The organism is Cyclonatronum proteinivorum (assembly GCF_003353065.1).
In the GTDB taxonomy this organism is placed as follows: domain Bacteria; phylum Bacteroidota; class Rhodothermia; order Balneolales; family Cyclonatronaceae; genus Cyclonatronum; species Cyclonatronum proteinivorum.
This window is the reverse complement of sequence record NZ_CP027806.1, coordinates 3,869,930-3,887,114: the sequence shown is the minus strand read 5'-3', so window position 1 is coordinate 3,887,114 and position 17,185 is coordinate 3,869,930. Positions and strand designations below refer to the sequence as shown.

General features: G+C 52.6%; 14 protein-coding genes. 7 read left to right on the top strand and 7 right to left on the bottom strand.

The genetic code is table 11. The annotated features are described in order from the left end of the window. Positions 1–102: 102 nt before the first annotated feature. Positions 103–582 carry a DUF302 domain-containing protein gene (locus CYPRO_RS14845; protein WP_114985367.1) on the bottom strand — a complete coding sequence of 160 codons (480 nt, stop codon included), beginning with the start codon at positions 580–582 and terminating at the stop codon, positions 103–105. A 180-nt stretch (positions 583–762) separates the two neighbouring features. Then, positions 763–1,044 carry a SemiSWEET transporter gene (locus CYPRO_RS14840; protein ID WP_114985366.1) on the bottom strand — a complete coding sequence of 94 codons (282 nt, stop codon included), beginning with the start codon at positions 1,042–1,044 and terminating at the stop codon, positions 763–765. Between CYPRO_RS14840 and CYPRO_RS16635 the strand changes: the two genes are divergently transcribed. Then, positions 941–1,255: a hypothetical protein gene (locus CYPRO_RS16635; protein WP_164682394.1), complete on the top strand. Its 315-nt coding sequence runs from the start codon at positions 941–943 to the stop codon at positions 1,253–1,255. The genes CYPRO_RS14840 and CYPRO_RS16635 overlap by 104 nt on opposite strands. Positions 1,256–1,413: 158 nt before the next feature. On the opposite strand, the gene CYPRO_RS14835 is transcribed toward CYPRO_RS16635, so the two are convergent. Next, complete coding sequence (locus tag CYPRO_RS14835) at positions 1,414–2,604, bottom strand: hypothetical protein (RefSeq protein WP_124245637.1); 1,191 nt, start codon at positions 2,602–2,604, stop codon at positions 1,414–1,416. Positions 2,605–3,038: 434 nt separating this feature from the next. Between CYPRO_RS14835 and CYPRO_RS14830 the strand changes: the two genes are divergently transcribed. The 4 genes from CYPRO_RS14830 (at position 3,039) to CYPRO_RS16630 (ending at position 7,454) form a co-directional block, all read left to right on the top strand. Beyond that, positions 3,039–4,421: an ammonium transporter gene (locus tag CYPRO_RS14830; protein WP_240644772.1), complete on the top strand. Its 1,383-nt coding sequence runs from the start codon at positions 3,039–3,041 to the stop codon at positions 4,419–4,421. Between the two features lie 242 nt (positions 4,422–4,663). Then, positions 4,664–5,377, top strand: coding sequence for a TorF family putative porin (locus tag CYPRO_RS14825; protein WP_114985363.1), 714 nt, complete (start codon positions 4,664–4,666; stop codon positions 5,375–5,377). A 245-nt stretch (positions 5,378–5,622) separates the two neighbouring features. Continuing rightward, positions 5,623–6,462 carry a formate/nitrite transporter family protein gene (locus CYPRO_RS14820; protein WP_114985362.1) on the top strand — a complete coding sequence of 280 codons (840 nt, stop codon included), beginning with the start codon at positions 5,623–5,625 and terminating at the stop codon, positions 6,460–6,462. 749 nt (positions 6,463–7,211) lie between these two features. Beyond that, on the top strand, positions 7,212–7,454 hold the full coding sequence (locus CYPRO_RS16630) for a hypothetical protein (protein WP_114985361.1): 243 nt from the start codon (positions 7,212–7,214) through the stop codon (positions 7,452–7,454). Here the strand turns inward: CYPRO_RS16630 and CYPRO_RS14810 are convergent. Further along, positions 7,444–8,616, bottom strand: coding sequence for an RtcB family protein (locus tag CYPRO_RS14810; RefSeq protein ID WP_114985360.1), 1,173 nt, complete (start codon positions 8,614–8,616; stop codon positions 7,444–7,446). The genes CYPRO_RS16630 and CYPRO_RS14810 overlap by 11 nt on opposite strands. Before the next feature lie 222 nt (positions 8,617–8,838). On the opposite strand from CYPRO_RS14810, the gene purU reads away from it, so the two are divergent. Continuing rightward, entirely contained in the window at positions 8,839–9,705 is an 867-nt protein-coding gene (purU, locus tag CYPRO_RS14805) for a formyltetrahydrofolate deformylase (protein WP_114985359.1), read from the top strand. 479 nt (positions 9,706–10,184) lie between these two features. On the opposite strand, the gene hflC is transcribed toward purU, so the two are convergent. Continuing rightward, on the bottom strand, positions 10,185–11,117 hold the full coding sequence (gene hflC / locus CYPRO_RS14795; protein ID WP_114985357.1) for a protease modulator HflC: 933 nt from the start codon (positions 11,115–11,117) through the stop codon (positions 10,185–10,187). Position 11,118: 1 nt separating this feature from the next. Beyond that, on the bottom strand, positions 11,119–12,057 hold the full coding sequence (hflK, locus tag CYPRO_RS14790) for an FtsH protease activity modulator HflK (RefSeq protein ID WP_408625768.1): 939 nt from the start codon (positions 12,055–12,057) through the stop codon (positions 11,119–11,121). Between the two features lie 281 nt (positions 12,058–12,338). Between hflK and CYPRO_RS14785 the strand changes: the two genes are divergently transcribed. Further along, positions 12,339–13,496 carry a nitric oxide synthase oxygenase gene (locus tag CYPRO_RS14785; RefSeq protein ID WP_114985355.1) on the top strand — a complete coding sequence of 386 codons (1,158 nt, stop codon included), beginning with the start codon at positions 12,339–12,341 and terminating at the stop codon, positions 13,494–13,496. Positions 13,497–13,859: 363 nt separating this feature from the next. Here CYPRO_RS14785 and CYPRO_RS14780 read toward each other — a convergent pair whose 3' ends face one another. Beyond that, complete coding sequence (locus tag CYPRO_RS14780; RefSeq protein ID WP_114985354.1) at positions 13,860–17,036, bottom strand: trypsin-like serine protease; 3,177 nt, start codon at positions 17,034–17,036, stop codon at positions 13,860–13,862. Between the last annotated feature and the right edge of the window lie 149 nt (positions 17,037–17,185).

The window sequence follows — 17,185 nt, the reverse complement described above, 5'->3', positions numbered from 1 at the left end:
TAACCAAAGTCAGAGTAGCAGAAAAACACGGATTGCCGCACATAAAAAAAGCCGCCCGGTTTACCGGACGGCTCTGACTTTACAATCTCAAAGGATGATGTACTACCGAATCAGCTTGGCAAGTACAACTTCGGTTTCGCTTGCGGCCTGCTGCATTACCTGATTGATGACGCCGCCAAAAGGTTTGGCAAGGAGTTCAGAGTCCATGCGGCCGATGTAGGTTTTGCCGTCGCTTTTCTTGTAAATGGCAACCCGGCAAGGCATCAGCGGACTCACAATGCGCTCATCATCGAGCTTAAGGATTTCAGCGGAGTAGCGGCTTGAGCAAAGCTCGAAAATCTTGACTTCCAACACTTCATGTCCGTGTCCCAAAAGGGTTTCCTGCATGTCGTGTACGGTAATGATACTCCATCCGGCTTCCCGGACTTCTTTTTCAAAAACTTCTACGGTTGTTTCAAAATCGTACTTGCTTTCATCTTCCAGCATCATCATACCGGGAAGGGAGTAAAAGCCAACGAAACCCATGATAACGAGTCCGCCAATGAAACTTGCTGCTGCTGCGAGAATGATATTCTTATTCATTTTACTATCTGTTAGGTTTGGTGCTGTCTGCACGAGCATTGCTGGCACCGTTTAGGTTTGTTTATCTGATAGTAAATATAGCTAATCGAATATCGAACGTAAGTTACTTTGGTTGCATAAGCTGCAACACAACATTTTGATTCCCTTCAGCCTGCTACAAACAGTCTGTCTGCGCTGCCTTCAGTTGGCAGCGGGTTCATCACGGTCGAAGGTGAACTTAAAGTACAGAATGGTCAGTACCAGCAAGAGGGTGACAGCATTGGCCAGTATAATCGGCAGATCGCTGATCATGAGGCCATAAACGAGCCACAGGAAAACCCCGGTTGCAAAAATGGAGAACATTCCCCAGGAAAGATCCTTGGCAGATTTTGACTTCCACGTTTTAAGCACCTGCGGAAGAAAAGAAATGGTTGTGCAGCTTGCTGCCAGCAATCCGATAACTGTGACGGGAGAAATTTCCATAGATAAGGGTAAAGATGATTTGGGATGGACGCTCAAAATAGGCAGACATCAGTCAATTTCCATAGCCCGGTATTTTGATATCCGGATCATCCGGTATTCCCGGTTTGCTTTGTTTGATAAAGAACGCTCAGCTGTCAGGTCCTGCAATCTTCTTTCGGGACTTTGCAGAGCGAAAGCCACCCCCCTGCTTTTCGGAATGGGGGTGACTTGACTACTACAGCATAAGATAGATAGGGTATGCGCATGGATTGAAGGGCGCCGCTGAGGAGGCAACCCAGCAATCAAGGTCGCGATTATATGTACGTTCCGTCGGGCTCGTTTTCGTACCAGTCAAACCGGCGAGACAAAGCCGATTAGAACACCTTATAATCAGCGAACCTGTAGTTTGCGCATCTCAATACCAAATGAGGGCTCATGCCGGGTCCAGGCCAGAAGGTAGCTGCCCGCCTGACCTGGCAGGGCAGTGAGCTGTGGAAAGCCTGTGAGGCGGGAGCGGCTTATACCAATCCCTTCCACTTCTGTTTGCACCGGCATATCGTTTTCTGCGGGAAGTTTGCTGAGGTAGATTTGACCATAAGAGAAAGATTCTGCCCCTTCTTCCATCCATAGTACCCCTTTTGAAGTGCCGTTTACCGCACTGTTTACCCGCCCCAATGCATCGCCGGTGCTAAGCCGAACTGGTTCACCGAAATGAAGTTGTTCTGTAGAAGCCGCTGCAGTAAGCACCCGCGGGTCGTCGCCGGCTGCCGTGAACCAGCTTACGTGCAGTTCATCGTTCAGCACAGTAAGGGCCGCACCGTTAACCGGACAGCCCCCGATTTGCCACCCGTCAGCATGTACAGGCGACGGGCTTCCCCATTCAGCATTTGCGATATCATAGGCCACTATATAAAAATCACGCACTTCTTCCTGACTGCGGTTGCGATACACAACCCAAGCCGTCAGGTCGTCTCGTACCAGGCTCGTGGGGCAGCAATCGCACACACGCGCGTCAATTTCATGTTTGTGATGAATGCTGCCGTCGCGCCCAATCTCTGCCGAGCGTAAGGTCATTGCCCCTGCTGCATGCGCGTGCTGATCCTGCTGTGTGTGTGCATGATCTGAAGGGCCCGATTCAAAAGCGGCTGCCGTATTCCGACCATCGAGCCAGACCGCAAGTATGCGGCCGTTGGGGAGAGGTTCGAGGGAGACAAAGCCATGTTCAGAAGGTGACAGATCAAGATGAGGCGTAATGGGGGCCGACCAGTTCCGGCCGTCATCGCTGAAGGCCATTTGCACATGATAGGCAAAATAACCGCCTTCCACCTTTCGGAGCCAATGCGCGGCATAATACCCCGCCGGCGACCAGGTAACGGAGGGAAAGTCGGCCCAGTTGTCGAAGAAATCATCACCGGTAAAAATGGTAGCCGTATCGCTCCAGATCCCGTCTTCAAGCGTGGCGAATTTCAGACTGAAGCTGCCTTCCGAAAGCTTCTGCAGCCAGCTCATCAGCACTTTCCCGTCAGGTGTTGTATGCAGGTGCGGATACCGGCTTCCCTCGGCGGCGGGATGGTCGATCAAGCTGATTTCAGCAATACCGGTTTTGGGCGCTGAATGACATGCACAAAAAAGAAATGCGACTAAGACAAAGGGTGTGGGATATTTCATATGGAGAAAGCTAATGGCATCAAAGTTAGGCGGAAATATAGATAAATCAGTGAGCTGAATTCGGAAATCCTTTCCGGTATGACGCCATTTAAACATATCGATTAGTCTAAAATGCACTTCATTAAAAGCTGAAGTGCATCCGTTAACACCGTTTGTAAGGGCTTTTAATTTAGGTTAATTATCAAGAGTTATTAAAATAAAAGCGCTTTTTATTTCTGATTGGCTCATTTATTTAACCTAATTGCTGCTTGTGATTAAAAAAGTATTGACATGCAGGTTCATTAAGGGGAATTTAGTTCCGGAATCTAACTGCTAACTAAATGCACATCAATCACACATTTAACCTTATGAAAAAAAGAATAACTGCTACTACTGCCTTAATTCTTTCGGGACTGTTGTATGGATCACCTGTAGCGGCTGAGCCGGTTTACAGCACAATGGAAGAATTCATGGCCTCGCCTGAATATGTAAAGTTCATCATCGATAACCTTTGGATTCTGCTCGCCGCAGCCATGGTTTTTATTATGCACCTGGGCTTTGCTTCAGTTGAAAGCGGCATGACCGCGGCCAAAAACACAGTGAACGTCACTTATAAAAATGTCTTCATTTTGTGTACCGGTATTTTGGCTTATGCCTTTATCGGTTTTCAGATTATGTACCCCGGTGACTTTAACGGATGGTTTGGATTTGGAGGCTTCGGCATTGGTTTCGATAGCGCTGATCCGGTAGCTTTTCTAAGCCCGGCATACGGTGAAGACATGACCATTTGGACAGACTTCATTTTCCAGGCCATGTTTGCGGCTACGGCGGCAACCATTGTATCGGGTTGCGTAACCGGCCGGATTAAACTTCATGTATTCATGATTTTTGGTTTTTTGCTCGTTGCCATTTCATATCCTATCACAGGCAGCTGGCTGTGGGGAGGCGGATGGCTCGATGAGCTGGGCTTCTATGATTTTGCGGGTTCAACCCTTGTACATGGAGTAGGCGGCGTAGCTGGTCTGGCCTGTATCATCCTTTTGGGTGCACGAAAAGGGAAGTATGGCAAAGACGGCAGCATCAAGCCGATCCTGGGCCACAATATTCCACTGGCTACAGTCGGGGCCTTCCTGCTCTGGTTTGGCTGGTTTGGCTTCAATGGTGGCTCAGTACTTAGTGCCAATCCGGCAGAAGTCAGCTTCGTGTTTGTAACGACGGCAATTTCAGCTGCTGCGGGGGCGCTCAGTGCCATGCTGGTCACCAAACTCTTTATTAACAAGCTCGACGCAACCATGGCTCTGAATGGTATACTTGCGGGTCTCGTCGGTATCACAGCTGGTGCGGATGTCATTTCGCCCCTCTTCGCAGCCATTGTAGGCTCCATTGCGGGAGCCATTGTAGTATTTGCGATCATTGGCATTGACAAAATGAAGTGGGATGATCCCGTTGGCGCAGTTGCCGTGCACGGGGTATGCGGTATCTGGGGCACACTTGCCGTCGGGATATTTGTCGCTGAATTTTCAGTACTTACACAGCTGATCGGCGTGCTTGCCATCTACGGTTTCACCTTCCTGTTTGCTTTTGGCGTGTTTGCAGCCCTCAAGTACACGATCGGTGTACGGGTGAGTGAAGAATTCGAGCTGAAAGGCCTTGACATGGCAGAGCACGGCGTCCCTGCGTATCCGAACTTTGCAGGGGTTGAAACCAATGGCTTCGAAAGCCCCGAACTCAAGCCCGTAATGGATAAATAACCGCTCAGGTTTTTGATCAACCACTCAATCGAATAACTACCTAAAGATCTCCGGACTGAAAATCCGGAGATTCTTTTACCGGCTTTTCATCTATGAAAGCTTGTTCTGTGCCACCGATTGAGAACTGTTTTTTCCGCATTATCAGAGTGAATACACTCATAAAAAACTGCTGCTGCGGAAAACAAAAATCAATCTCACTTCCACCTATCAGGTTTTAAGTAAATCATCAATAAAATTCCCCTATGAAAAATATATCTAATACTTTCAGCGGTTTGGCGAAGGTCGCCATCCTTAGCGCCGCATTTTTAGGCTTCGCGGCATCTGAGGCTGAAGCCCAATTCGATATGAGTCTCGAATACAACAGCCGCTACGTGTGGCGGGGCTTTGATTTTGGAAGTTCCCCAAGCCTCATGCCCGAGGTAACCTTTGCCTTCGGCGGCCTTGAAATCGGTGCCTGGGCGGCCTATGCCACCAATGGTAATCCTGACGGCAGTGAAATCAACTTCTTTGCCGGCTATACCTTCGAGACCTCTGCCGGTGATTTTTCACTGCACGTTACCGATTATATGTTTCCGGATGACCCGGTTTCATTTCTGAAAAGCGACTTTCACTTTATAGAAGTAGGCCTTTCTTACGAAACGGCGCTTTCTGAAAATACATCGCTGGGCCTCAGCACCAACATCTTCGTTCACAACGACGACGATAACTCCATGTATCATGAAGTCTCAATTACACAGGCGCTGGAAGATTATGAGCTTGCTCTCTTTTCAGGGTTTACAACCGGTGAATCAGAAGCCTACGAAACCACACAGTTTTCCTTTATTAATGTAGGTGCGACGCTTTCCCGTGAAGTTATGCTCACAAGCAATACACCTCTGGGAGTATCCGCATCCCTTATTACCAATCCTTATGCAGAGCGGATGTTCTTTGTTTTTGGCGCTTCCATCGGTTTCTAAGGGTTCTTCAAAAAACACAAAAATATCTGATCAGGCCGGGAGCCGGTACGCTTGTAAGCGGACTGCTTCCGGCCTGAACTTTTTCCGGCTATTGAACATACTTGCGGCAGATAGGGTTATCTTGCGCTGAATACGAATGATCTGTTTCGCAACCTTCAGATGGATTTTCTCTGCCTTTCGGCATATGAAGGGAGATTATTAACGAAGGGGAATGCGGGCAACTCTCAAAAGCCTATTTTATCTGCATGTCAGCACAGAACAAAGACGAAGCTCCTGATCAGAAAAGCCGTTTCGACGCCTACGATCCGAACGAGGTAGCCGAACGGGTTCTCAAAGTTGGGGTTAAGAAGACCCGGTCGCCTTTCCATAAAACGATGGTGCTTGGCATTTTGGGCGGCTCTTTTATTTCACTTGGTGCGCTTTGGGATATTTATGTGCGTGCGCATCCTGCGGTTGAACCGGGCGCGGCTTTTATTCTGGGGCCGATTTTTTATGCCATGGGGTATATACTGGCCTTCATTGCCGGTGCCGAAATCTTTACAACCAACAATCTTGCCGCCATGAGCTGGGCTTCGGGCAAAGTTACCCTCTGGGAAATCACCCGAAACTGGACCCTTGTTCTCTTCGCCAACCTTATAGGGGCAGCTTCCATTGCCGGTCTCTTCCTGATCTCAGGACTTGCGAATCAGTATGATGGTGCCCTCATTGATACGGCAAAAACCATAGCTGCAATCAAGGTTTCCTTCACCCCGCTGCAAACCATCGTGATCGGCATTTTTGGGAACCTGTTTATTTGTGCCGGACTCTGGGTTGCCATGGCGGGCCGTTCTGTAACCGATCAGTTTTTCTCCCTGCTTCTGCCGGTAGCTGCTGTGCCTGCCATGAACTTTCAGCACTGTACGGGCAACATGTTTCAATTCTTCATGGCGCTTGCCACCGAATCCCCCACAGTCGATCTCGAACTGCCTTCTCAAATCACCTTTTGGTCCATCAGTGCAAATCTATTCTATGTGGCCGTAGGCAACATCATAGGTGGGGGCGTCTTTATTGCGCTGGTGTACTACTTTGTGTTCATCCGCAAATAAAAAAGAAGCCTGAAACTTGAAACAAAGCTGAATACCGGTTCAGGAACACCAGTCGCGTAATGGTGCAATTTTTATAGAAAAATCCGTCGGCGCCTATCCCGAATTTCCTGTTTTGTTGAACAGGATTTGTAAGATTCACAGGATGAACAAGATGAACGCTTGATTTCAACATCTGCACGCCGAACTACATCGGCACCCACTCCGAAGGAGTGACATGTTTATAACCACGGCATGACGCCCCCCCATTCCCCCGCGCGCGCCGAAGGCGCGCCTGAGTGGTCGGGCGTGCAACCGGTAACAGCCCCACGAGAAACCCAGTGTAGAGACGCAATGCATTGCGTCTCTACCGTGCCGGGATACGCCCCAATTCTAAATTGCCGAATGCAAAATCACGTCCGTCCTGTATTGTTGAACAGGATTTTTAGGATTACAGGATGATCAGGATGATATGCATGGCATCCTGATTTCAACACGCCTGAATGCCAATGCCAGCGACAAGCCGCGTAGCGGTGTATTCTTCGTAGAAACCGCATCGCCCCAGCTCATTCCCCGCGCGCGCCGAAGGCGCGCCTGCGTGGCCGGGCGTGCAGCCCGTAACAGACCCCGCCACAGCCGCGTCGTAGAGTCGCAATGCATTGCGTCTCTACCGTGCCGGGATACGCCCCCAATTCTAAATTGCCGAATGCAAAATCACGTCCGTCCTATATTGTTGAACAGGATTTTTAGGATTACAGGATGATCAAAATGATATGCATGGCATCCTTATTTCAACACGCCTGAATGCCAATGCCAGCGACAAGCCGCGTAGCGGTGTATTCTTCGTAGAAACCGCATCGCCCCAGCTCATTCCCCCTGCGCGCGCCAAAGGCGCGCCCGCGGGGTTGGGCGTACAGCCCGTAACAGACCCGATGAAGAGACGAAAAATTCACCCTGACCCGGCTCAATCTACAAAAGCCGTGCTCCAAAATCGCGAACCCGGTCTTAGCCTTTGATGACCGCGAGGGGTTTCAGCTCGGTTACGATTTCCACTAAATCCTGCTGATTGGCCATAACCTTCCGGATGTTTTTGTAGGAGGATGGGGCCTCGTCAAGATCGCGCTTCCCGCGTACGGCATGCAGCACGCCCATCTTTTCGAGCTTTTGCTGTTCGGCTTTGAGGTCGAGTTTCCGGCGGGCGGCGTTGCGGCTCATCACGCGACCGGCCCCGTGCGAGCACGACGCAAACGAGAGCGGGTTGCCCTTGCCGCGCACGATATAAGAGGGCGATCCCTGCGAGCCCGGTATCATGCCGGGTTCGCCTTCCCGGGCGCGGGTTGCGCCTTTGCGGTGCACAAGCACCTCCTCGCCGTAGTGTGTTTCCGTATCTGCGAAGTTGTGCGGTTTGTTGATGAAGCCCGAAAAGCTTATATCGCCCGCTACTGCTGCAACGGCCTCCTGTACGCGCTGCATCATCAGCTTGCGGTTGGCGAGGGCAAAAGCGATGCAAAAGCGCATCTCCGCGAGGTAGGCGTGATAAAGCGGGTCGTCTGCGCGGAAAAACGATAGATCCTTGGGTACGGCACCTTTTTCTTTGCGCGCTTCGGTTCGTGCCATCGCGAGCTTGTGATAATGCTCTGCCACCTGAAGTCCGATATTGCGCGAGCCGGAGTGAATCATGATCCACACATAACCGTCGCTGCCCTGCTGCAGCTCAATGAAGTGATTCCCGCCCCCGAGCGTGCCAACCTGACGACGCGCTTTCGCGAATTCGCGCTCAGAAACCGGTGTAAGCCTGCTGCTTTCGTCGGGCAGCGCGGGCATCACGCTTTCCGGCTGATCCTCCTTGTGGTGCTGAAACCCGACCGGTACGAGCCGCCTGATCAGGCCCATGATTTCACGCAACTGCGCAGGGTGCAGCCCGGTGAGGCTCGTACGCAGCGAGCACATCCCGCAGCCGATATCGACCCCGACCGCATTCGGCACGACCGCGTCCCTCGTGGCGAGAATGCCGCCGATCGGCATCCCGAACCCGATGTGCGAATCCGGCATGATCGCGATATGGTGAAAGGCGACCGGCAGGTTCGCCAGGTCAAGCGCCTGTAACAGGGCACCATCCTCAAGATCATCAAGCCACAGGTAAAGGGGGATTTTTTCAGTTGTTATCGTCTTTTTCATAATCTGAAATACGGTTTAATTTTTTTTCGAGGGATGACGTCCTCCGGGCATTTTTCGTCCTTCGGGCCTGTAGCTTTTTTTTTTTGCCCAGGCTTCGGTCACCCTTCCGGCGGATGACGAATTGCCTCCGTGACTTCTGCTGCAACTTGGGTTGGGATTGTGGCGGTATCCTCCTAATTTCGGGCTTTTTAAAATCCCGATCACCTTATTTACTCTATAGCTATGACGTCCGATACGGCTACGGCCATTTTTCTGGTGCAATGCCCCGATCAGCGGGGGCTTGTTGCCTCCATCAGTGGTTTTTTCTTTCAGCGGCAGTTTAATATTCTGGGGTGTCAGCAATACTCTGATTTGCTGACCGGTAATTACTTCATGCGCATTGAAGTCGCTCTTGCGGATTTGCGTACTTCGCGGCGGCAGCTTGAAGAAGATTTCGGCACTTTTGGTGCGGAACTTTCTCTCAACTGGTCGGTGCATTATACCGACGAAAAACAGCGTGTTGCCATTTTGGTTTCCAAAACTTCGCACTGTCTGTATGATCTGCTGCTGCGCTGGAAGGAGGGTGAGCTCGACTGCGATATCCCGCTCATTATCAGCAACCATCCCGATCTTGAAGCGGTTGCCAATCAGTTTAAGGTGCCGTTTCACTGTTTGCCGGTAAATGCTGAAACCAAGCCGCAACAGGAGGCGCAGATTCGGCGGCTGCTTGAAACCCATCACATTGATCTTGTGGTGCTTGCACGCTATATGCAGGTGCTTTCGTCGGATTTTGTGCAGGCGTGGGATGGCCGCGTGATCAACATTCATCATGCTTTTCTGCCGGCCTTTCAGGGGGCAAATCCGTATCAGCGGGCGTATGAGCGGGGTGTGAAGATGATCGGAGCGACCGCGCACTATGCAACCGAGGATCTTGATGAGGGGCCCATCATTGAACAGGATGTGCAGCGTGTTATGCACGAGGAAACGCCGGCTGAGCTCAAGCAAATCGGGCGGGATGTGGAGCGCATTGTGCTCTCGCGTGCGGTTCAGGCGCACCTGGAACAGCGGATCATTGTGTCGGGCCGGCGGACCATTATTTTCCGGCGCTGAGGGGAGGGATGGACGGCGGACGGCGGACCGCAGACCGCGGACGGTAGATTGGGGTAGGACCGAAGTCGGATGGCAGACCGCTGACCGTTGACGGCAGAATGGATAGGACCGAAGACCAGAGACGGATTACGGATCTCTGACCACTGAGCACTGACCACTGAGCACTGTCATCCGTCCACTGACTCGGTCTCTGCATTTGGTCGGCAGTTGCTTGCGGGGGCGCTTCTGTTAAAAAGCAAGGTGCTTCGAGACCGATTTGGGATGCCGCGAACCAGCAACGCTGACCGTGATGCTCACGGAGTTTCCCCCAAAAAAATAGAAAAACCGTACCAGCGGGGACGCCTGTGGCAGGTTTGGGTGCGGGAAATAAAAATCCCTGCAAAAGGGTGTCGGTCCGGAAGTTTGCAGGCGGGACGCGCTGCGGTATCCGTGGCACCTTTTGCAGGGATGTGGTAAAGCGGGCGCTTCGGTTTGCGGGTTTAATTGCCGCCCATGAGGAAGCGGTAGAATTCGCTGTCGGTGGAGAGAATTACGGTTGTGTTCTCATCCATGGTTTTTTCGAAGGCTTCCATGGTGCGGAGGAACTGGTACAGATCGCGCGATACGTTGTTACGGTTGAAGGCTTCAGCGTAAATGCGCGTGGCTTCGGCGTCGGCGCGGCCGCGGATTTGCTGGGCTTCGCGGCGGGCTTCAGAGCGGATACGCGCGAGTTCGCGTTCCATTTCGCCCAAAATGACGCGGGCTTCGCCCTGACCTTCTGAGCGGAACTGATCGGCAATCCGGTTTCGCTCGGAAATCATGCGGTCGAATACGTTTTGCTGTACGTCTTCGACGTAGTTGACGCGCTTGAAGCGGAAATCGAGAATCCGTATGCCGAGATCGAGTACGCGTTCGTTGGCGCGTTCGAGTACGAGGGCTTCGATGGCGTCGCGGCCGATGGAGATGTCTTCGAGGGTTTCGATATCGTCGAGGAAATCTTCGGTGACTTCGGGTTCGCGGTTGGTGGAGCGGACCAGGTCGAGGAGGTCGTTGCTGGCGACGGCGTTCCGGGTTTCACCGTCGAGGATGTCGTCAAGGCGGGATTGTGCCCCGCGCTCGTCGCGCAAACGCAGGAAGAACTGCAGCGCGTCGGTGATTTCCCAGCGGGCAAAGGTATCAACGAAGATGAACTTTTTATCGCTGGTCGGAATCTGATTGGCGTCGCCATCCCATTCCAGAAAGCGGCGGTCGAAAAACTGTACTTTCTGAATGAAGGGGATTTTGAACTGAAGTCCGGGGCTGGTGATCGGCTCGCCGACCGGGCGTCCGAACTGCGTTACGATGGCCTGATTTTTTTCGTCAACGATAAACATGGCGTTGAGTCCGACGACGAAAAGGGCAATGGCTGTTGCAATAAGAATGATGTTCTTCATTTTAGTTGGCTCCCCTTCTGGTTTGTTCGAGGTTGAGGAGGGGCAGTACGTTGTTGCCTCTTTCGTCTACAATAATTTTGCTGCCCATGGTTGGCAGTACGCGCTCCATGGTTTCGAGGTAGAGGCGCTGCCGCGTAACTTCGGGGGCAAGGATGTACTCGGTGTAAATAGAGTTGAAGCGGGCAGCGTCTCCGATGGCGTCGTTTACGCGGTTGAGGGCGTAGGCTTCGGCGAGCTCGATCATTTCCCGGGCTTCCCCGCGCGCGCGCGGTACTTCGCGGTTGTATTCGGCTTCGGCCTGGTTGATGAGCGTTTCACGCTGCTGCTGAGCCTGATTTACTTCGTTGAAGGATGGCTTCACAGGATCGGGCGGATTTACATCCTGAAGTACGATCTGATCAATGCGAATGCCGTTTTCATACTCGTCGGACATCGCCTGCAGAAGCTCTTCGGCGCGGGTCGCGATTTCCTGACGCCCGACAGTGAGGACTTCGTTTACCGTGCGGTCGCCCACGATTTTACGCATGACGGATTCTGACATCACGCGCAGGGTTTCTTCGGCATTGCGTACGCGGAACAGGAAGCGGTAGCTATCCACAATGCGGTATTGCACAACCCACTCAACATCGGCGATGTTGAGGTCGCCGGTGAGCATGATGGATTCATCCATGTAGGGAGATTTGCTGTAGGTTGTACGCTGTCCCGCCTGTACGGTGCGGAAGCCGAATTCCTGCTTGAGCTGCCGCTGTACCGGGATTTTGTAGATGGTTTCAATGCCGAACGGCAGAATAAAGTTGAGGCCCGGCAGCAATGTGCGGTTGTACTTGCCGAGCGTAACAACGACGCCTTCTTCTTCCGGGGCGATGGTATGCACGGAAGTCCAGAGACCTGCGAGCAACACAAGGCCCAAAACAATTTTGAGCACATGCTGCTTCATCATTTTCAGTTCGGGAGGAAGGTCTCCCATTGAATAGGGTGGTTTTTTTGACATAGCTAAGGTATGGTGGATGTGGAGCTGTCAGGCCGTGATTTGCATACAGCGCTGACTTGGACGAGCTTAAAAAAAGCTGGTACGTGCCAAATTTCAAAATAAGTACCAAAAAAGAAGCACATATAAAAGATATCAGAATATACCTGCAATTGGTCTTATGTTCACGCGGAATTAAGCTTGGCTTCTTAAATTATAAAATTGGGTATTGATCAATGGATAATATTTAACAGATGAACACAAGCACTGCACCACAGGTAAAATCAACGGAAGCCGGAGAAAGGGCCGCAGCATGTATTGCGCAGTTCGCGAATGAAACCGGAGCATACGATGAGGAGGCCGCTTCGGGCCGTCTCAAAGCCATTGCAGCGGAACAGGAAGCCGCTGCTGACGGCACATGGACGCCGAGCACCGAAGAGCTGCATTGGGCTGCCAAAGTGGCCTGGCGCAACAGCAACCGCTGTATCGGCCGGCTGCACTGGCGATCCCTGCACCTGTTTGATCGTCGGGACATCCGTACGGCCGGCGACGCTTACGAGGCCCTGATCGCGCACCTGCGCTTTGCGACCAATGGCGGGCGTATCCGATCCACGATCTCGGTGTTTTCTGACCGAATCCGCATTCTGAACCCGCAGCTGATCCGGTTTGCGGGTTTTCGCCATGCGGATGGCAGCATTACCGGCGATCCCATGCTGGCAGATTTTACCGATTTTGCGCTGCGTCTCGGGTGGGAACCTGCGCGTCGCGGTCCCTTCGAATTTCTCCCGCTCATTCTGCAGGCAGAAGGGGAAGCGCCCCGGGTCTTCGAGCTGCCTGATGACCCGGATGTTGCGCTGCGTGTGCCAATCCGTCATCCCGAACTTGATTTTGAGCCGCTGGGGCTGCAGTGGCATGCGCTGCCGGTTATCAGCAATATGGATCTGGCCTTTGGCGGACTGCGTTTCCGAACCGCGCCCTTCAACGGCTACTACATGGGAACTGAAATCGGGGCCCGGAATCTCAGCGATGTGAACCGCTACAACAAGCTCCCTGAAATCGCCCGCCTGATGGGACTTGATACCCGGCGTGACCGCAGCCTGTGGCGCGACCGTGCCCTTGTAGAGCTGAACCTGGCCGTGCTGCACTCATTTGAACAGGCAGGGGTAAAAATGGTTGATCACCATACGGCAAGTGAGCAATATCTTCAGTTTGAAGCACTCGAGGCCCGTCAGGAGCGGGAAACGACCGGAGACTGGGCCTGGCTGGTACCGCCCGTTTCGGGCAGCGTGTCGCCGCTTTTCCACAAAGAGGTGAGGAATGTAATCAAGACGCCAAATTATCTGATGCGCGATGAGGCTTATCCGGATTTCCAACGCACAGAAGGTACAGGCTGTCCCTTTAAGAGGGGGTAAGAACTGATTTGCTATGCAACCGATGAGTAGCAGGATATTATGTCACCGGCTAATCATTTGTTCACAGAACAAAAACCCGGCAAGCTTTCACCTCAGCTGCGATGTACCTTTGTGGAAGGAAAAGGGGCATATGCAGGCACGGGAGCTCATTTAGGGTAAGCTGTCAGCTTGATGGAATGAATGTAGGGCTGTAACTATATAAAAATCAATTGCGAACAGGGTTGATTTATCAGTGCTCAACTGCGTTTTTCCCCGAAAACTTATGCTCAAATAAAAAGGCCTGTCCCGGTTACTTTCCGGAACAGGCCTTTTGTCTGTTTAAAGGCTGAAGTTGCTTACAAAATCAGCCTCGTAAAAAGCAGCTTATTTCAACAGCATCATGCTGCGGGTTTGGACGAAATCGCCTGCACGGAGACGGTACACGTACATGCCAGAAGCAAGGCGGCTTGCGTCGAAACTTACGGTGTGCGTGCCAGCCGTGTGCATTCCGCCTGCAAGCTGCGCTACCCGCTGACCCTGAAGGTTGAATACTTCGAGGCTAACTTCGGCGGCCTCCGGCATTTCCCAGCGAATGGTTGTTGTCGGGTTGAAGGGGTTGGGGTAGTTTTGGCTGAGCGTAAACTGCGCCGGCATTTCGAAATCGGTTTCTGTATCAACAGTAACCTGATTGTTGTAGTAAACGATGGGAAGCATAATGAAGGGAGAAGAGAGGGTCACTACCCGGTTGATGTTGCCGTCTTCGCCAACGGTATTCAGCTCCCAGCCTCCGTTAGGGATCGAACGACCATCACCCGCCTGAATAAAGTACTTGTATTCGAACACCCGGCCGGGTTCACCATCGAGGAAGAGTTCCGCCTCATAAATGGTGTCGCCGTTTTGCTGCAGCATGAAATCCGGGTTCAGGCCCCATGCGCCGAAGTTGCCGCGCACAAATACTTCATCGCCGGCCTCGGGGATAAAGGTACCTTCAGCCTTCATCACGGACATATCGAGGCGGAACGTAACCATGCTGAAAGGCCCGTCCGCTTCGAGTCCCACACCGCTGAGGCTGATAAGGGCGGGACTGTTTTCAGCGGTGCTTTCGATGGAAAGGGTTGCGCTGTAGTCCCCGATTTCAACCGGATTAAAGCTGACGGTGAAATCGGCAGTCTCGCCGGGGGCGAGGGTAAGTAGCGGTACATCCGCAGCAAAGGCGTCGGAATCAAGGCTAAAACCGGTAATTTCAATGGCTTCTTCAGCACTGTTAATAACGGTAGCCGGAAGTTCGACCGACTGACCCTGCTCCGCTTCCCCAAAGTCAAGACTGCGCGGGCTTACAATCAGGCCGTCTTCGGGGCCGACGAGCAAGGTAAACGACAGCATGGTCACCGGATTGGTGAGGTCGTTGCTGCGCAGCTGCGTAGTGGCCTCGTATTCGCCCTCTTCAAGATCTGCGGTATCAAAGGTAATGGTGAGGTCAACGCTTTCGCCAACAGCAAGGCTGCCCGATGCAGGGCTGATAGAGCTGATAAATGCTGCGGCTTCGCTGATACCGATCATTTCGATCTCTCCGCTCCATGTTGAGCTGCTTCCGTTGCCCCAGCCGTGACCGATCCATACCGTAAGGTCGTCGACCAGCAAGGGTGTCGGGATGGCGATGGTCGTTTGAACCGGTGTGTTCGGCGCGCCGGTATTGCCTGTTCCCCAGGGTATGCGGGTGCCGGATGGGCCAAAGTCGCTAAAGCCGCCAACCTGAAGCACGACTGTGCTTGGGCTGATTTCATCCCCATTGGTGATCAGGAGCGCAAGATCGCTTGCCCAGGTTTGTCCGCCGGCCTGATTGATGACAAAATCGGCGCGGACAGCGGTAAGCTCGTTGGTGAAGCCGTCACCGGTGACATCAAAAAACTCTCCGCCCGTAGCGGTTAGGTTTTCAAACGGAATGGTAACGGAGGGTTCGTCTGTGAGGATGATGCCCTGATGCGCCGCTTCAATCCGATCATCCAGCAATTGCTGATCGTATGTGCTGAGCGGACCGCGCGCGCCGCTTTCCCATAAATGAAACCGCTGACGCAGGTTATCGGCTGCCCGGTTTTCTGCCGTGCCTGCAGGAAAGGCCGTGGTGTTCAGGCTGCGGATGTTGGCAGCGGTAAAGCGTTCTTCATTCATAAAAGAAGGAAGTGCATAGGTGAGTAAACCTTCACCGGTGTTGGTTAGAGTCAGGGTACGCTCGGCTGTACTGCCGGCAGAAAGCGTGAGATCGAAACTTGTGGCACTAAATTCAATTCTCGGCGAGCCGTCGGTTGCCGTGTTCACCACATTTGAGAGACCGGACTCATTTCCGAAAAAATCGCTGGCTTTGAGTGCGAAGTAGTATTCTGTCAGCGGCTCGAGCGCTTCTACGGTGAAAACTTCTGCTGTACCTGCCTGCAGAGGGCGCCCGACGCCTTCAACAGGGGTAGCGTCATCGAAATTGGTTTCATCGATCGGGGCGTCGGAAACGCGCAGGTCATAAGAACCGGCACGCCCTTCGTCACCGCTGCCGCCGGGGGCGGTCCAGCTGAGGGTAATGCTGTTTTCCGTCGGTAGGCCGGTTACGCTCAGGTCCGTGATAGTTGCAGGGGGGATGCCGTCGTCTTCACCGGGACCGGGGAAAGAGAGGCCGGAATTTTCGAAAATCCAGTCTTCAAAGTATGAAACGCGTGCATACATGCCCATGTGTGTTGGTCCGGCGCAACCGGTGCCCCAGCTCGTAATACCGGCCACAACGTAGCCAACCGGGCTGCTGTCGTCGGGTACAACAAGAGGGCCGCCGCTGTCACCCTGACAGGCATCAACACCGCCTTCCCCCCACAGCCCTGCTGCAATCATGTCATCGGTAATTACCACATTGGGGTAACCGACCTGCGCCTGCTCGTTTGATACAATCGGCACTTCTGCCCACTGCAGGATGTCCGGTGCTGGTCCGCCGGAGAATAGCCGGCCCCAGCCTGTAATAATGGAAGGCACGCCTTCATCTTCAAAACCAAGAAGGTTGTGCATTTCAGTGGAAATCGGGGCGATAGCCACATTCGGGTCTGACAGGTCAAGGGGCTCGCCGAGGCGCAAAAGCGAAATATCGCGTCCCTGCGTAACGCTCACATATTCAGGGTGATTGATGATTTGTACGGCCTGCCGGTCCTGACCGGAGGTGTCGTTCTTATTGGTTACGCCTGCCCGTATAAAAGCGGAGCTACCGATACAGTGTGCTGCGGTTAAAATCCATTCTTCATCAATCACTGTGCCGCCGCAATACTGCGACCCGCCGGCGGTAACGAGGGCAACGGTCCAGGGGTAGTCGGCTATGTCAGCGTCTTCTCCGCCAACAATTTTCCCGACGCGGAGTCCGACCATTTCATACATCTGCTGCAGATGCCGCCTTTCTTCAGGGGTGAGAATCAGGGTATCCAGATATTCGGAAATAATCTCGGGATCTTTAATAAACTGAGCTTCCGCTTTCGTCGCTGCGATTGCGGCAAGTATGACAAAAACCAATAAAAAAGTGGTGACGATGTGTTTCATGAAGATAGATTAGCGTAAATGATCTAGGTTAAAGTGCCGGAAAAGCTTCCTCTCCGCAACGCTCCGGACAGTCGCTAAACCTGCAAATAAATACGCTGGGAAAGCGGGTGTCAGAAGATTTTTGGATGGAAAAGGACACATTCTTTCAG

What these genes read in the sequence shown, in the direction of transcription:
- CYPRO_RS14830 (WP_240644772.1), top strand. Translation starts at nt 3,039, where the DNA reads ATGAAAAAAAGAATAACTGCTACTACTGCCTTAATTCTTTCGGGACTG.
- hflK (WP_408625768.1), bottom strand. Translation starts at nt 12,057, where the DNA reads ATGATGAAGCAGCATGTGCTCAAAATTGTTTTGGGCCTTGTGTTGCTC.
- CYPRO_RS14780 (WP_114985354.1), bottom strand. Translation starts at nt 17,036, where the DNA reads ATGAAACACATCGTCACCACTTTTTTATTGGTTTTTGTCATACTTGCC.
- CYPRO_RS14810 (WP_114985360.1), bottom strand. Translation starts at nt 8,616, where the DNA reads ATGAAAAAGACGATAACAACTGAAAAAATCCCCCTTTACCTGTGGCTT.
- CYPRO_RS14845 (WP_114985367.1), bottom strand. Translation starts at nt 582, where the DNA reads ATGAATAAGAATATCATTCTCGCAGCAGCAGCAAGTTTCATTGGCGGA.
- CYPRO_RS16630 (WP_114985361.1), top strand. Translation starts at nt 7,212, where the DNA reads ATGCATGGCATCCTTATTTCAACACGCCTGAATGCCAATGCCAGCGAC.
- CYPRO_RS14840 (WP_114985366.1), bottom strand. Translation starts at nt 1,044, where the DNA reads ATGGAAATTTCTCCCGTCACAGTTATCGGATTGCTGGCAGCAAGCTGC.
- CYPRO_RS14825 (WP_114985363.1), top strand. Translation starts at nt 4,664, where the DNA reads ATGAAAAATATATCTAATACTTTCAGCGGTTTGGCGAAGGTCGCCATC.
- hflC (WP_114985357.1), bottom strand. Translation starts at nt 11,117, where the DNA reads ATGAAGAACATCATTCTTATTGCAACAGCCATTGCCCTTTTCGTCGTC.
- purU (WP_114985359.1), top strand. Translation starts at nt 8,839, where the DNA reads ATGACGTCCGATACGGCTACGGCCATTTTTCTGGTGCAATGCCCCGAT.
- CYPRO_RS14820 (WP_114985362.1), top strand. Translation starts at nt 5,623, where the DNA reads ATGTCAGCACAGAACAAAGACGAAGCTCCTGATCAGAAAAGCCGTTTC.
- CYPRO_RS14785 (WP_114985355.1), top strand. Translation starts at nt 12,339, where the DNA reads ATGAACACAAGCACTGCACCACAGGTAAAATCAACGGAAGCCGGAGAA.